At 45.9% G+C, this 15,343-nt stretch carries 16 protein-coding genes; 8 read left to right on the top strand and 8 right to left on the bottom strand.

What is annotated here, in order from left to right; translation table 11 throughout:
• The first annotated feature begins 71 nt into the window (after nt 1-71).
• Nucleotides 72-227, top strand: a complete 156-nt coding sequence (locus AC060N_RS01515; RefSeq protein WP_479525598.1) for a hypothetical protein — start codon at nt 72-74, stop codon at nt 225-227.
• A 50-nt stretch (nt 228-277) separates the two neighbouring features.
• Nucleotides 278-1,594, top strand: coding sequence for a DEAD/DEAH box helicase (locus tag AC060N_RS01520; RefSeq protein WP_479525599.1), 1,317 nt, complete (start codon nt 278-280; stop codon nt 1,592-1,594).
• A 20-nt stretch (nt 1,595-1,614) separates the two neighbouring features.
• Here the strand turns inward: AC060N_RS01520 and AC060N_RS01525 are convergent, their stop codons facing one another.
• The 7 genes from AC060N_RS01525 to AC060N_RS01555 all read right to left on the bottom strand — a co-directional run bounded on the left by AC060N_RS01525 (nt 1,615) and on the right by AC060N_RS01555 (nt 7,625).
• Nucleotides 1,615-2,178 carry a manganese efflux pump MntP gene (locus AC060N_RS01525; protein WP_463235053.1) on the bottom strand — a complete coding sequence of 188 codons (564 nt, stop codon included), beginning with the start codon at nt 2,176-2,178 and terminating at the stop codon, nt 1,615-1,617.
• 133 nt (nt 2,179-2,311) lie between these two features.
• Nucleotides 2,312-3,949, bottom strand: a complete 1,638-nt coding sequence (groL, locus tag AC060N_RS01530; RefSeq protein WP_479525600.1) for a chaperonin GroEL — start codon at nt 3,947-3,949, stop codon at nt 2,312-2,314.
• Nucleotides 3,950-3,990: 41 nt separating this feature from the next.
• Nucleotides 3,991-4,269, bottom strand: a complete 279-nt coding sequence (locus AC060N_RS01535; RefSeq protein WP_106541281.1) for a co-chaperone GroES — start codon at nt 4,267-4,269, stop codon at nt 3,991-3,993.
• 291 nt (nt 4,270-4,560) lie between these two features.
• Entirely contained in the window at nt 4,561-4,875 is a 315-nt protein-coding gene (gene secG, locus AC060N_RS01540) for a preprotein translocase subunit SecG (protein WP_246187198.1), read from the bottom strand.
• 51 nt (nt 4,876-4,926) lie between these two features.
• A complete protein-coding gene (locus AC060N_RS01545; protein WP_479525601.1) occupies nt 4,927-5,835 on the bottom strand; it encodes a hypothetical protein in 909 nt (302 codons plus the stop codon).
• 12 nt (nt 5,836-5,847) lie between these two features.
• Nucleotides 5,848-6,378, bottom strand: a complete 531-nt coding sequence (locus AC060N_RS01550) for an LptE family protein (RefSeq protein WP_170108876.1) — start codon at nt 6,376-6,378, stop codon at nt 5,848-5,850.
• An 8-nt stretch (nt 6,379-6,386) separates the two neighbouring features.
• Nucleotides 6,387-7,625 carry a sigma-54 interaction domain-containing protein gene (locus AC060N_RS01555; RefSeq protein WP_479525602.1) on the bottom strand — a complete coding sequence of 413 codons (1,239 nt, stop codon included), beginning with the start codon at nt 7,623-7,625 and terminating at the stop codon, nt 6,387-6,389.
• A 183-nt stretch (nt 7,626-7,808) separates the two neighbouring features.
• On the opposite strand from AC060N_RS01555, the gene kdsB reads away from it, so the two are divergent.
• The 4 genes from kdsB (at nt 7,809) to AC060N_RS01575 (ending at nt 12,406) form a co-directional block, all read left to right on the top strand.
• Nucleotides 7,809-8,585, top strand: a complete 777-nt coding sequence (kdsB, locus tag AC060N_RS01560; RefSeq protein WP_463230860.1) for a 3-deoxy-manno-octulosonate cytidylyltransferase — start codon at nt 7,809-7,811, stop codon at nt 8,583-8,585.
• 39 nt (nt 8,586-8,624) lie between these two features.
• Nucleotides 8,625-10,634 (top strand): alpha amylase C-terminal domain-containing protein, encoded by a 2,010-nt coding sequence (locus AC060N_RS01565; protein ID WP_479525603.1) that lies wholly within the window; start codon nt 8,625-8,627, stop codon nt 10,632-10,634.
• Between the two features lie 100 nt (nt 10,635-10,734).
• Nucleotides 10,735-10,932, top strand: a complete 198-nt coding sequence (locus AC060N_RS01570) for a CDGSH iron-sulfur domain-containing protein (RefSeq protein WP_463230862.1) — start codon at nt 10,735-10,737, stop codon at nt 10,930-10,932.
• 109 nt (nt 10,933-11,041) lie between these two features.
• Entirely contained in the window at nt 11,042-12,406 is a 1,365-nt protein-coding gene (locus AC060N_RS01575; RefSeq protein ID WP_479525604.1) for an LVIVD repeat-containing protein, read from the top strand.
• 53 nt (nt 12,407-12,459) lie between these two features.
• Here AC060N_RS01575 and AC060N_RS01580 read toward each other — a convergent pair whose 3' ends face one another.
• The gene (locus tag AC060N_RS01580) at nt 12,460-12,924 is read right to left on the bottom strand and encodes a hypothetical protein (RefSeq protein ID WP_479525605.1); all 465 of its coding nucleotides are present in this window, start codon (nt 12,922-12,924) and stop codon (nt 12,460-12,462) included.
• Between the two features lie 86 nt (nt 12,925-13,010).
• Here AC060N_RS01580 and aroB point away from each other — a divergent pair, with 86 nt between their 5' ends.
• Complete coding sequence (aroB, locus tag AC060N_RS01585; RefSeq protein ID WP_106541291.1) at nt 13,011-14,084, top strand: 3-dehydroquinate synthase; 1,074 nt, start codon at nt 13,011-13,013, stop codon at nt 14,082-14,084.
• A gap of 12 nt (nt 14,085-14,096) precedes the next feature.
• The gene (locus AC060N_RS01590; RefSeq protein ID WP_479525606.1) at nt 14,097-15,341 is read left to right on the top strand and encodes a 3-phosphoshikimate 1-carboxyvinyltransferase; all 1,245 of its coding nucleotides are present in this window, start codon (nt 14,097-14,099) and stop codon (nt 15,339-15,341) included.
• Nucleotides 15,342-15,343 lie beyond the last annotated feature (2 nt).

The raw sequence follows: 15,343 nt of genomic DNA on the forward strand, positions 1-15,343 counted from the left end.
CCCGGTGTCCGGACAAAAGCCATCTGCCATCGGCAGAAGCTTCCCGCAAGGAAAAAAGACGTCGTCGCCAAATGCGGTTACTTGTTGCATTGTGGCGGGAACGAATCGCGAAATGCGGTGGTTCTACTTTTCGTGAAGAGAACCTTTCGCGGATGGTGATTGGCCCTTATTCAGCAGAGAATATCATCAAATCGGTTCTTCCTGATAAAGGAGAAGCAATGTGTTGAGGCAATTCGTTGGGAAAGTGTATTTTTGCAGGCAAACGAATACCAGTATAATGAAGACTTTTCAGGAATTAGGTGTAGGAAAATCGATTTTGAAGGCGTTGGATGAGATTGGCTTCGAGGAGCCGACTCCGATTCAGGAGAAAGCCATTCCTGCCATCAAATCGGGGCAGGATGTGTTGGGGATTGCCCAAACCGGAACCGGAAAAACGGCTGCCTACCTGATTCCGTTGTTCATGAAGCTGGTGAAGGCGGAAGGAAACGATCCGCGCGCTATCGTTTTGGTTCCCACGAGGGAATTGTCGCTACAGGTTGGCGAAGATATCGAGGAACTGACGGGCTATTCCAATATCCGGTATGCTGCTGTTTACGGCGGTGTGGGCTGGACGAAACATGCTGCTTTGGTGGAACCGGGAATCGATATCCTGGTAGCGACACCCGGGCGATTGTGGGATTTGTACAAGGCTGGTGCGGTTTCATTTAAGAAAGTGAAAACACTGGTGATTGATGAGGCTGACCGAATGCTGGACATGGGCTTTATTCATCAGTTGCATCAATTGTTCGAAGTCATTCCGCCCAAGCGGCAAAACTTGCTTTTTTCGGCGACTTTTTCCGGAAAGGTGGAGGAAATGAGTGATGAATTCCTCGATTTCCCGGTGCGTGTGGAAGTAGCGCCGTCGGCGACACCGGCCGAAAAGGTGGAGCAGTATTTTTACAATGTTCCCAACTACCGCAGTAAACTTAACCTGATTCATTACCTGTTGCGGGATGAAGAGAAATTCAACCGCGTACTCATTTTCTGCCGTACGAAAGAGAATGCCGAAGGAGTTTACAAAGTCATCAAGCGGAAGACGGAAGGTGAGGTGCGTATTCTGCATTCGAACAAAGGACAGGTCACACGCATCAACGCGATTAATGCATTTAAGAAAGGTGAAGTCCGGGTACTGATTTCAACGGACGTTTCGGCGCGGGGAATTGACGTGTCACGCATCAGCCACGTGATTAACTTTGATTTGCCGCCCAACGATGAAGATTACGTTCACCGGATTGGACGAACAGCCCGCGCCAGTTACGAAGGTGAGGCCATTTCGTTGGTGAATCCGGCCGAGATTTATCACCTGGAACGCATTGAAAAGCTTATCCGGATGGAGATTCCGGAGAAAAGTGTTCCGGAAGAAGTGGAGCTGGTGGAATCGACCAGGCGGGAGTTGCAGGAACAGGCACGCGAAATTGACCGGGTGAAGCGGGTTAATGACCCCAATTACAAAGGGGCTTTTCATGAAAAGAAAAAGCGGGGCAGGAAGAATAATTTCGATTTCAATTCGAAGAGTAAACACTTGCGTGGAAAAAAGAAGCCGCGCCGGAGATAGATACTTCCGCCGTAAGGCGATTACGAAAAGAGGTGCTCCAGCAGGATTTTAAATCCGATGGCGAGCAGAACAATTCCTCCAAGAAGTTCCATGCGTTTACCGAATCGATTGCCGACATCCTTCCCAATCCGGATACCCAACATGGAGAAAAAGAAGGTGACGCCGCCGATGATGATGGCTCCCTCAAAGAGGTCTCCGGGAGAAGCTAACGCATATGAAAAGCCCACAATCAGCGCATCGATGCTGGTGGCAACCGAAAGGGTGAGAATGTTGCCCCATGAGTACACGTTGGCCATTCCTTCCGTATTTTCTTTATCGAGACTTTCGAAAATCATTTTTCCACCCAGGTAGGACAGTAGTGCAAAGGCAATCCAGTGATCGATATGTTCCACAAAATCTTTGATTTCGGAACCCACAAACCATCCCAGCAATGGGAGCAATCCCTGGAAAAAAGCTAACGACAACGCGATTTTGACTGCATGTTGAAAGGAGATTTTTCGCTCGGCCAGACCACAACTAATGGAAACAGCAAAAGAGTCCATGGAAAGTCCCAGAGCGAGAATCGAAACGGTCAATAAATCCATGCAAAAAATTTTGAGGCAAGATAGAAAAACCGCGGGAATCGGGCAAAAGCGAGCAAAAATAAAGCCGCCCGGAATCTCCGGACGGCTTGTTCAAAACCAATAAAAGGTTGTTATATATTGTTTGATGTATCGATTACATCATTCCGGGCATACCTCCGCCCATTCCTCCGCCTGCCGGCATTGGAGGATTGTCCTCTTTCTCTTCAACGAGAACACACTCGGTGGTGAGGAACATACCTGCGATGGATGCAGCATTCTCAAGAGCAACACGGGTTACTTTGGCCGGGTCGATAACTCCTGATTCGAACAGGTTTTGGTATTCGCCTATGCGGGCGTTGTAACCAAAGTCGCCTTTGCCTTCCATTACTTTATGAACGATTACGGCGCCTTCCAGTCCCGCGTTGGCTACAATCTGCCGCATTGGCTCTTCGATGGCGCGCTTCACGATTTCGATACCAGTTGTTTCGTCATCGTTATCACCTTCGAGGTTTTCCAATACGTTGATGGCACGGATGTATGCAACACCACCACCGGGTACGATACCTTCTTCAACAGCGGCGCGGGTGGCACTCAGTGCATCGTCAACGCGGTCTTTCTTCTCTTTCATTTCCACTTCCGAAGGAGCACCTACGTACAGTACAGCAACACCACCTGACAATTTAGCCAGACGCTCCTGCAGTTTTTCGCGGTCGTAATCGGAAGTAGTCGACTCGATTTGGTTCTTGATTTGAGCTACGCGGGCTGCAATGTTTGAAGCCTCGCCTGAACCATTCACGATAGTGGTGTTCTCTTTGTCAACGGTGATCTTTTCAGCCGTTCCCAACATCTCGAGAGATGTGTCTTCCAGTTTCATACCTTTTTCTTCGGTAATCACGGTTCCACCAGTCAGGACTGCAATATCTTCCAGCATTTCTTTACGGCGGTCGCCGAATCCGGGCGCTTTAACAGCACATACTTTCAATCCGGCACGCAGACGGTTCACTACCAGGGTAGCCAGCGCTTCGCCATCGATATCTTCAGAGATGATCATCAGCGGACGACCAGACTGGTGAGTAGCTTCCAGGATCGGAACCAGGTCTTTCATGGTTGAGATCTTCTTGTCGTGAATCAGGATGAAAGGATTCTCCAGTTCAGCTGACATTTTCTCGGTGTCGGTTACAAAGTAAGGAGAGATGTAACCACGATCGAACTGCATACCTTCCACTACTTCAACGTAAGTTTCGGTACCTTTGGCTTCTTCTACCGTGATAACGCCTTCTTTGTGAACTTTCTCCATTGCCTCGGCAATCAGTTTACCGATTTCGAAATCGTTGTTGGCCGAAATACGGGCAACCTGCTCGATTTTGCTGTAGTCGTCACCAACCGTTTTCGACTGGTCTTTGATGCTTTCAACTACTTTGGCAACTGCTTTGTCGATACCGCGTTTCAAATCCATCGGATTAGCACCGGCAGTTACGTTTTTCAGTCCAACGTTGATGATTGACTGTGCCAGTACAGTTGCGGTAGTGGTACCGTCACCTGCATCGTCACCGGTTTTGGATGCAACTTCCTTAACGAGCTGTGCGCCCATGTTAGCGTCCGGTTCCGACAGTTCAATTTCTTTGGCAACGGTTACACCGTCCTTGGTTACCTGAGGTGCACCAAATTTCTTGTCAATAATAACGTTACGTCCTTTAGGACCCAGCGTTACCTTCACAGCATCGGCAAGTTTATCGACGCCTTGTTTCAGCGACTCGCGTGCTTCGATTTCAAATTTGATCTCTTTAGCCATGTTATTTTTTCATTTTAATTTTTGTACAATCGGTCTTTTCACTATGCGATGTAAAGAACATCTGACTGAGAAATCAACAGGTAGTTTTCATCGTCGATCTGAAGCTCAGTGCCTGAATATTTACCATAGAATACAGTGTCCCCAACTTTGACCTCCATAGGTTCGTCTTTTTTATCCGCTCCCACTTTCACAACCGTTCCCAATTGTGGTTTTTCTTTGGCTGAGTCGGGGATGATAATCCCTCCGGCGGTCTTCTCTACAGCCTCTTGTGGCTGTACCAGAATCTTGCCGGCAAGTATTCTACCTTTCAGTTCTGTCATCTTGTATTGTATTTTTCGTTAGACAAAAGTTATTCATTGACACCCGCTATTCATCATATTACGTGCCAAAGCAGGTATAGCCCTGTTACAGGCTGCATTCAGGACAAAAAATCATTTGGGTGTGGAAGAATGGAGGAAGTTGTTTGTGTAATGAAAACAAAATCAAGCAGATGTGATTTTATCTTGTTGTCAGTTGGGGCTGACAAGCTGACATTTGATTGCTTTTGGAAATGTCAGGCATAAAAAAAGCCCACCATTTGGTGAGCTTTCTCTAATTCTATCAGGGTAATATTATTGACCGTTGCTTTGTTGCGTTGTATTGTCTGAATCCCCTTGTTGAGGTGCTGCCTGCGGGAAAGTAGGCAATTCAGTCGGGTCTGCTGCATTTTCAATCTGCTTTTCAATAGCCGAACGCTGTTGTTGTCCCTGACGCGGAATAAAAGCCGAAGCCGAAACAGACAGAATGAGGAGTGCACCAGCCAGGTACCAGGTCGCTTTCTCGAGGAAGTCGGTGGTTTTACGAACACCCATTACTTGATTTGAGCCTGAGAAAGTTGAAGTAAGACCTCCACCTTTCGAGTTCTGTACCAATACGATCAAAATCATGAGGATACAGATTATGAAAATTAAAACGGTTATCAGTGTATACATATCGGGTTATCTATTTAGCAGTTTCCTGACATCTTCAATTTGCCGAGCAAAGTAAACACTTTTTTCGGGATATTTCAAACTTAATTTTTGAAAAGCTTTGATGGCTTTTTCGTAGTATCCTTGCTTTACGTAGATGTGTGCAAGGGTCTCAGTCATAAACTCATCCGTTTCTTCCGCGCTTCGCTCCGAGATATCTTCCTGCTGACCATCTCCTTTCTTTGCCGGCGAGATAGTAGGTTGAGTTTCCAGAAATTTGTCAATCAGGTTATCTTTCGATTCTTCTTTCTGCGACGTCTCTTCCTCCGTCTTGTCGTCCTTCTTCGCGTTACGATTAATCGATTTACTCAGATCTGACAATCCTTTGATGCTGGTTACATCTTCATCGAGCTGATAAAAAGATGGTTCCATAACGTCAAAGTCAAGCAGATCGAATGACTTTTGCGGCGGTTTTTGTGCAACACTCTCTTCGTCATCTGTCGTATTTGAATGATCGTCTACCGGAGATTCTTTTTCCGGATGTGCATGTGTTACATCCTCTGCCAGTTCGAAGAAGCCTTCATCCTCTTCCGTTGCCGTCCCGGTTTTTTCTTCTTCAGGAGACGTGGCAATTGATTGCGGCGGCATTTCTATCTCGGCCGTTTCCTGCTTCGGTTCATAGACCTCGGCTTCATGGCGGGCTTTGGGATGCAACAGGAAATAGAGCATCGACCGGTCGGTGACGTTGGCGGCCGCTACTTTTAACTGGTTCGTAAACCGAAAGCTTTTTTCGTTGAGTAGGTTGCGGGCATAGAGCATATGAGCCGTCTGGAAAAACGGGAATTCATCCAGGATTTCCTTGAGTTCGCCCAGCGACTTCTCATTTAACTGAGTCGGGTCGTCCAGGTATCGCATCATTTGCTCTCTGTTCATCGACATAACTACTCGTTTTTACCAGTTCGCTACCGAGCGGTTGAAAATATCATCTACCAACTGTTCGGTGATGTCTTGTACAGCTGCATCTTCCACGTCGCTCAGGTTTCTCGTACTATCCCAATCATAATAGGCCGAGAAGGTTGAATTGAAATCCTGTTCGTGATCCTTGTTGTTCACGAACTTCACTTTTACCGTCACTGTTAACCGGTTTTGGGATGCAACATCGCGGCCATCGTTACTTTGCTGAATTGATAGCGGCCGGATATCGTAGCCGGTAATTTCACCACTGAATTCCAGGTCGCCCTGACTATTGTTCAGTGTCAGACTGGTTTGGTTGACGAATTTATCCTTCAGACCTTCTGTAAAGGTATTACTCAACGTTGGATTGACTACTCTCGCCCGGTTTGGAAAATAATCAACAAAAACCGTTTTCACGTTCGGTGCAATCGATGCTCCGGTGAATGTATAACTTATGGTGCATCCTGTTACCACTAAAATGGAAACAAGCAGCGTTGTTAACAGGAATTTTCCTGAATGCTTTGGCATAATCGTCATTAGCTGATGTTGTATTCTTTTATTTTCCGGTAGAGGGTTCGTTCCGATATGCCCAATTCGGCAGCGGCCAGTTTCCTTTTCCCGTTATGTTTTTCCAGTGCTTTCTGTATTAGTTCAATTTCTTTCTCTTCCAATGATAATGATTCTTCTACAAATTCTTCCGTGTCCTCAATCTGATGATGATCATTACTTGGCGGAGCAGACGGAACCGGGGAACCATAGTTACTGGGTTCCGGCTGGAACTCTCCGTCAGAACTCTGATAGAGTTTCCGGATGATTTGCGCATTGTCCTCGTGTACGTGAGGCGTATGCCCATCTTCCAGCAAGTCGTGGACCAGTTTCTTCAAATCGGTCACGTCCCTTTTCATCTCGAAGAGAATTTTATACAGAATCTCTCTTTCCGAGTGAAATGTTTTTTCATCGACCGATGAATAGATCGCAGGCAGCGAACCTCCGCTATCATCGGGAATATAATTCCTCAGGGTATTGGCGTCAATCTGGCGCTCCTGCTCGATGATCGAAATTTGTTCGGTGATATTTTTCAGTTGGCGCACGTTTCCGGGCCACCGGTAACTCAGCAATACACGTTGTGCATCTTCCGACAACCTGACGGGCGGCATGTGGTAACGTTCGGCAAAGTCGAGGGCAAATTTGCGGAACAGCAACAGGGCATCTTCACCACGGTCGCGCAACGAAAGTACGTGAATCGGGACCGTATTCAGCCGGTAGTACAAATCTTCCCTGAACTTTCCTTCCCGAATAGCTGTCGGCAGATCGACGTTTGTTGCTGCTACCACGCGGACATCGGTTTTGATCACCTTCGACGAACCTACCCGAATGAATTCACCGGCTTCGAGTACCCTGAGCAAGCGGACCTGCGTTGAAAGTGGCAACTCGCCAATCTCGTCTAAAAAGATGGTTCCGCCGTCGGCTACTTCAAAATATCCCTTTCGGTCGGACAAAGCTCCTGTAAAGGCGCCTTTTTCGTGACCAAAAAGCTCCGAATCGATGGTGCCTTCGGGTATGGCACCACAATTGACAGCAATATATTTTCCGTGTTTTCGATGCGAATAGTTATGAATAATCTGCGGGAACGCCTCTTTACCGGCACCACTCTCCCCGGATATCAGAACCGATAGGTCGGTGGGAGCAACCTGCACAGCTACTTCAATGGCCCGGTTTAACCCCGGGGCATTACCAATAATTCCGAAACGTTGTTTTATTTCCTGAATATCCATCTTCCCGTTTTAATATTGGATTACAAATTTATAATTAATCCCCAAAATATCGGAACGATAGCCAAGGTTACTTGTTCTATCTGAACAGAGGAAATTTACTTTACCTTAACTCACGAAAAAACACACGTGCTTATTTTTATCTTTAACTTCGATTTAATAACAATATTTAGCTTAAAGTCGTAAATGGACAATTCGAATCAGAAGAAGATAATCGGAATTATTCCGTCCCGTTATGCTTCCAGCAGATTCCCGGGGAAACCGCTGGCTGACATTGCAGGAAAATCAATGATACAACGCGTATATGAAACCGCTGCCAGCGTTTTCGATGATGTGTGGGTCGCAACCGACGACCAGCGCATATTTGACGCAGTGGAGGCGTTTGGAGGAAAAGCGGTGATGACGTCAGAAGAGCATCGCAGCGGAACAGACAGGTGCTCGGAAGCGGTGAAGAATGTGAGTGAATCGACAGGCAAAAGCTTTGATGTGGTCGTAAATATTCAGGGCGATGAGCCATTTATTAAACCCAGCCAGTTAAATAAAGTCGCTGCTTTGTTTGACGAAGAGGAGACACAGATTGGCACGTTGGTGCAGCCGATTACCAAAAGCGAAGATATTTTCAATCCGAATATCCCCAAAGTAGTTCTGGCCGAAAACGGCGATGCCATATATTTCAGTCGTTCGCCAATTCCTTTTGCCCGAAATATCGAGCAGGAAAAATGGATTAATCATCACACATTCTTCGGTCACATTGGTTTGTATGCGTATCGTACCGAAGTTTTACATGAATTAACCGGTTTGCGGGAAGGACGCTTGGAGAAGATGGAATCGTTGGAGCAACTTCGCTGGCTTGAGCATAGTTATCGTATCCGCACACAGGAAACCAATTACGACAGTTTTGGTATCGATACCCCGGAAGATTTAGAAAAAGTACTGGCTGAAGGAATCGAAAAATACTTATAGTTCGTAGTTCCTTACAGAGAATAGTTAAAAATCATCATCATGGACAGAATCCCGATTGTACAAAACGACCCCTGGCTCGAACCTTTCGAGGGGACGTTTATCGAGTGGAAAGAACTTTCAGAGCAAAAAGAAAGAGAGTTAACCGGAGGTAGATCTTTGGTCGATTTTGCCGAGGGTCATCACTACTTCGGGTTATTCCGTGATGAGGAGGGATGGGTGTTACGCGAGTGGGCACCCAATGCGACCCGCATCTTTCTAATCGGAACATTTAACGATTGGAAGGAACTGCCGGAATTCGAACTGCAATCCAGTGGAGAAGGGAACTGGAAGCTAAGATTGACGCAGGACGCATTGAAACATGGCGACCTGTTTGCGCTTTCGGTTTACTGGGAAGGAGGACAGGGGAAGCGAATTCCTGCCTGGACCCGTTGGGCGGTTCAAGATCCGGATTCGTTGATTTTTAATGCGAAAGTCTGGATGCCCGAAAATCCTTACGAATGGAAGAATGATTTTTCCGGTTTAACCGAAGCTCCGCTAATTTACGAATCGCACGTGGGAATGGCAGGTGAAGAGCCGCGGATTCACACGTATGACGAGTTTCGTAAGAATATGCTTCCTCGCATAAAAAAGGCGGGTTACAACACGATTCAGTTGATGGCGGTTCCTGAGCATCCTTACTATGGAAGCTTTGGATACCATGTGTCGAGTTTCTTTGCACCGTCTTCGAGGTTTGGTACTCCCGACGAGCTGAAAGCCTTAATCGATGAAGCGCATGGAATGGGAATGGCGGTTATCATGGACCTGGTACATTCCCACGCGGTAAAGAACGAGGTGGAAGGCTTAGGTCGTTACGACGGCACGCGATACCAGTTTTTTCATGAAGGTGGAAGAGGCGAACATCCTGCCTGGGATTCGTACTGCTTCAACTATGGTAAGCCCGAAGTGCTCCATTTTTTATTCTCCAATATCAAATATTGGCTGGATGAGTTCCGGTTCGATGGTTTCCGGTTCGACGGTGTGACCAGTATGCTCTATTTTGATCACGGTCTGGGCAAGGCATTTTCTTCTTATACCGATTATTTTACGCCGAATCTCGATTACGAAGCGATTGTTTATTTCAAGTTGGCAAATAAACTCATTCACCAAATCAAGCCGAATGCTATTTCCATCGCCGAAGAAGTGAGTGGTATGCCGGGATTGGCTTCTCCGCAGGAAGACGGCGGACTCGGTTTCGATTTTCGTATGGCGATGGGCGTTCCTGATTACTGGATTAAAATTATCAAAGAGCTGAAAGATGAAGAGTGGGATGTTGGCCGGATTTTTTACGAGCTAACAGCGCACCGTCAGGACGAAAAAGTGGTCAGTTATGCCGAAAGTCACGATCAGGCATTGGTAGGTGATAAAACTATCGTCTTCCGGTTGATTGATAAGGAGATGTATTTCAGCATGCGAAAAGATCAACCCAACCTGACTGTGGAACGCGGAATTGCGCTTCATAAGATGCTCCGGTTGGCAACAGCTTCGTGTGCCGGTGGTGCCTATCTTAATTTCATGGGAAATGAATTTGGGCACCCCGAATGGATCGACTTTCCGCGGGAAGGGAATGGTTGGTCGTACCAACATGCCAGGAGAATATGGAGTATTGCCGAAGACCCTGAATTACGGTACCACTGGTTGCTCGATTTCGATCGGGATATGATTCACATTCTCAGGGAAGAAAGGCTGCTCGAGAATCCGGAAGTACGTTGGATTACCGACAATAAGGCCGATCAAATACTGGCCTTTCAGCGCGGTGATTTACTGTTTGTCTTCAATTTCAATCCCGACAAATCATTTGAAGGATACGGAATACAGATGGACCCGTCGAAATTCAGGGTAATCCTTAGCACAGATGCCCATCCGTATGGCGGACAAAACCGTATTGACCAGGATATCATTTATTACACGCTGCCGGTTTCTAAGTTGAGTTCCAACCATTATCTGAGGTTGTATTTGCCTGCACGTACCGCAGTTGTGCTGAAAAAAGAGTCGTACAAACGGATTCGATGACAGGGTAAAGCTTACGTTTTTTTATCAAACTTTTGATATGCCTGTGCTGTTTGATTGATAAGTAAATGAAGTACGAATCTTTTATAAAAAACGACTATTTATGGTATCAGAAATCAAAACCACCAAAGTTACTTTCACGGAAGACGGACCGATCATGATCGAAGGACCTGTTACGATGGAAGGTCAGTATGGTAATAAGGCCACAGAAACCAAAACAATATTTCTTTGTCGTTGCGGAGGTTCATCCAATAAACCGTTCTGTGATGGCACCCACAAGAAAATCGACTTCAAAGGTTAGTTATTTTATTGATTTTTAGAAAAATATTGCTTTCCCATATACCAAAACCAGGGAGAATTTCGTTATTCTTCTTAGGAATGATCTAATTAATAACCAAAAATGACCCCATATGAGTAGACCTAGTCTTAAAAGTCTTTGGCTCCTTGGAATTATTATTGCTCTTTTTGCCTTGGTGTTGGCATCATGTTCCAAGGACGACGGCAAATCGCCGTTTGACAGTAACACCGATGAAGACATAACCGTTGTTAACGATGACGCGGCTTTTACTTCAAGGGTAACGACGATGGATGAAGTGGTCAACGTAGCTTCATCTTCGCTGAAGTCGGCTTCTGTGGTCCCTTCGAATAGTTATACATTGAAGTTGGTGGCTCATGTCGACCCGCCTCTGGCTGATCAGGGGAAATCGGATAAGTTGAGTGCTTCTTTCGTTCAGGTGGTTGGTGATAAGGCTTATGTAACCTATCACCGGCAGGATGATATTGTGAAAGGAGCATTCGAGGTAATCGATATGTCCGATCCCAAACATCCCCACATCTCATCTCAGTTGACGTATGGAAACGTGGAGTTTAACGCCTTGAATGTCGATGATCAAACCTATTCCGATCCGGATGCGGGCACAGTAACCCGTTGTTGGCTGGCCTGCGATGATCATAAAGATGGTGCGGTTCTTCGGGAAATTTACCTGGAAGCTAATGGAGATATTTATTATCCTACCGGGAAAAATAAAAACAAGATTATTCAACGCGATAAGGTGTTGGATGCTCCGTCTTCCAATGCGGTTTTCCGACATGGTGACTATCTCTATTTTGCCGCCGGCGGTGAGGAAAAAACCATCACGAACAGTAAAGGTGAAACGATTACTTTGAACACCGGAATTACAAAGATTGCGCTGAGTGATTTTTCAACAGCAGCAAGGGTTCGCTTTTCTTACGCAAAGTATGCGGCTTATGCTTCCAGCGTTGATAAAGTGGTAGGTTTTGAAGGTGTTGCCGATGCTAAACTGCACGTGTTAGCACCCGATCTTTCATCGGACGACGTGATGAATATTGGTAACTATTACTATCCTGGTAATTCGAATAACCCGGGTACTTCCGATAATCACACAACTCCCGATTATCAAGGGAAATCTACGATTACCGTGGATGGTAACCTGGTATTTGTTTCGTTGGGAGCTGTTGGTTTGAAGGCTTTTGATTTGACGGCCGGACAAACAGATCCGACTCCGGTGTACCAGTATTTGCTGACCGATCAGAATGTTGGAAATGTGAATGCAGTAACGCTTTTCAATGGTGATATCATGATTGCCAACGGAGCGGACGGTTTGGTTGTTGCCAGTATTCCCGCGCAGGGAACTGATTTGGAAATCTTAGGAAGTTACAATCCCGAAGGTTCGGTGAACTATGTTGCAGGAACAAATGATTACATTATTCTGGCAGCCGGAACAGGAGGTTTGTATATCCTGAAGAAAGTTTGATCAAGTAAAATACATGTCAACAGATAGAAGCGATCTAAATGGGTCGCTTTTTTTTATGCTCCCTCTTTTTTTCGTGGAATTAACTTATTGAGCTCTTCAATAATTTGTTTTCGCTCCTTTCTTCTAATGCCGGAAAGACTAACCGGCGGATAAACGGCCACTCCTTGTCGGGTCCGAACCGTCAATACCAGGTCGGTCTTTATTCCGCCTAAATGTTTTTCAGCTTCCGCTTTCATGAGGTTAACAGCCGGGAATTCGATGGATTGAAACAAGCGGTTGATAGTGAAGACGGAGAAATACCTTATAATGATCTTCTCTTTTTCATCGAAAATACGAATGTACTGGAGATTCAGTGCGGCGATGAAAAGAAAAGCGACAACAAAAACGGCGGCGCCAATAGCCAGCCAGGTAAAAAGTTGTAGCAGAAGTAAAACCGTTAAACTTACCAGAACGAGCACTCCTCCAAGCAGAATTCTCTTTCTCAGCTTGTCGGCATATTTCCGGTTACTGTATATCATCTTTGTGTGTATTTTAATGTAGAAGTTTGCAATTCGAAATTCAAAATAGCAAATAGTTTTAACTTTGTCCGGTAAACAACCGAAAAATGAACAATCTACCATCATACCATGCAGCAGTTACCGTGACTGATGATGTTGTAGCTGCTCTATCTCAATTGATTTCCCGTTATCCCGAAGATAAGGTTTTTCTGGTGAGCGAATCGAATACCACTCAATTTTGTCTTCCTGTTTTACAGGACGTCATTGGATGGGAGAAGGTGAAGAAAACAGAAGTTCCGGCAGGCGAAGAAAACAAGAAGCTGTCTTCGGTCGAGAAAATCTGGATGTTTCTGAGCCAAAACGGGGCCGACCGGAAATCACTGGTAATTAACGTGGGCGGTGGAATGTTAACCGACCTGGGAAGTTTTGCGGCTTCGACCTATAAACGCGGAATGGATTTCGTGAATGTCCCAACTACGCTGCTATCGCAGGTAGACGCTTCGGTTGGTGGAAAAACCGGGTTCAATTTTAACGGGTTCAAAAATGAAATCGGGGTGATTAATCAACCCAAAGATGTCATTATCGATACGCGCTTTTTGAAAACCATTGACCGCCGGAATTTTGTATCCGGATTTGCTGAAATGGTGAAACACGGCTTGATTCGTTCAGCCGATCATCTGAAGGAGGTCCGCAACTACGATCTCGATTTGCTCAACTACGAAGCGTTAGCCGGACTAATCGCCCGCTCGGTAGCCATCAAAGATTATTTTGTTGATAAGGACCCGACAGAAAAGAATATTCGAAAAGCATTGAACTTTGGCCATACCATTGGTCACGCTTTCGAGAGTTATGCCATGACTTCCGGGAAACCGATATTACACGGCTATGCAGTGGCTTACGGTATGATGGCGGAATTGTATCTGTCGCACAAAATGGCCGGATTGTCAAGTCGCGATTTGAAGGAACTTTCGTATTGGCTGATGACCATCTACGGAAAATTTGATATCACGTCAGAGGATTACGATGCGTTGCTGAGCCTGATGAGTCATGATAAGAAAAACGAAGGCAAGCGAATTAACTTTACGCTGTTGCCGAAAGTTGGAAAAGTGGCGATTGACCAGGATTGCAGTCGCGACTTAATCATTGAATCGCTTGATTTTTACCGGAATCTTTCCCTTTAACGAATTGTATAGATGCTTTACCAGATAACCAGACCCACCAGCAGGTTGGAAGGAGAAATCAAACTGCCTGCTTCAAAAAGTATTAGTAATCGTGTGTTGATTATCAATGCGCTGAGTTATTCGCCATACACTATCGGAAATTTGTCGGATAGCGACGATACCCGCGTGATGGAGAAGGTGCTGAACGCTTCGACCAACGAGTTCGATATCGGTCATGCCGGAACGGCCATGCGTTTCCTGACGGCTTTTCTTTCGAAGATAATGGGGCAGTGGACGCTAACCGGTTCGGAGCGGATGAAACAACGGCCGATTAGCATATTGGTTGATGCTTTGCGAGAGTTAGGTGCGGTAATTGAGTATGCGGGAGAAGAGGGTTATCCACCGCTGAAGATTACCGGAACCGCTCTGAAAGGGGGCGTACTGGAACTCGACGGAAGTGTGAGTAGCCAATATATTTCAGCGTTGCTGATGATTGCTCCGTCTATCCAAAATGGTTTGACGTTGAGGTTGAAAAACAAGATTACTTCCCGTCCATACATCGAGTTGACGTTAAAGCTGATGAAGAAATTTGGTGTGCGGTATGCCTGGAAAGGGAGTGAGATTCGTATCGAGCAGCAGGATTACAAGCCCATCCGATTCACGGTGGAAGCTGATTGGTCCGGAGCTTCTTACTGGTATCAAATCGCCGCTATGTCCGATGATTTCGATATCCTGTTAAAAGGATTGCGCTTGCAAAGCTTGCAGGGCGACGCTGTGTTAGCTAAATGGTTTGACCAATATTTCGGAATCCAGTCAAAACAGGAAGGCAACGATGTACGAATTTCCCGAAAGGAAAAACCGGATGTGAAACGCCTTGACTTGAACTTTGTGGAAAATCCGGACGTGGCCCAGACTTTTGCCGTTTTGTGTGTGGCAAAACAGATACCATTTCACTTTACGGGCTTGCATACCCTAAAGATAAAAGAGACTGACCGGATTGCTGCATTGCAGAATGAATGCGCCAAGCTGGGAGCAAAACTGACCGAATTACAGCTCGGTGAAATTGCCTGGGATGGAAAGTTGGATGAAAGTGTTGATGCGAGTGAGGCTACTATCGAAACCTATCATGACCATCGGATGGCGTTGGCGTTTGCTCCGGCTACTTTGGTTTTCGGTAACTTGAAGATTGCCGATCCCATGGTGGTGACCAAATCTTATCCCGCTTTCTACGAGGATTTGAAGCAAGTTGGATTTACAGTTCAGGAAGTACCTGATTGATG

It is taken from the genome of Prolixibacter sp. DSM 2831 (genome assembly GCF_056493735.1).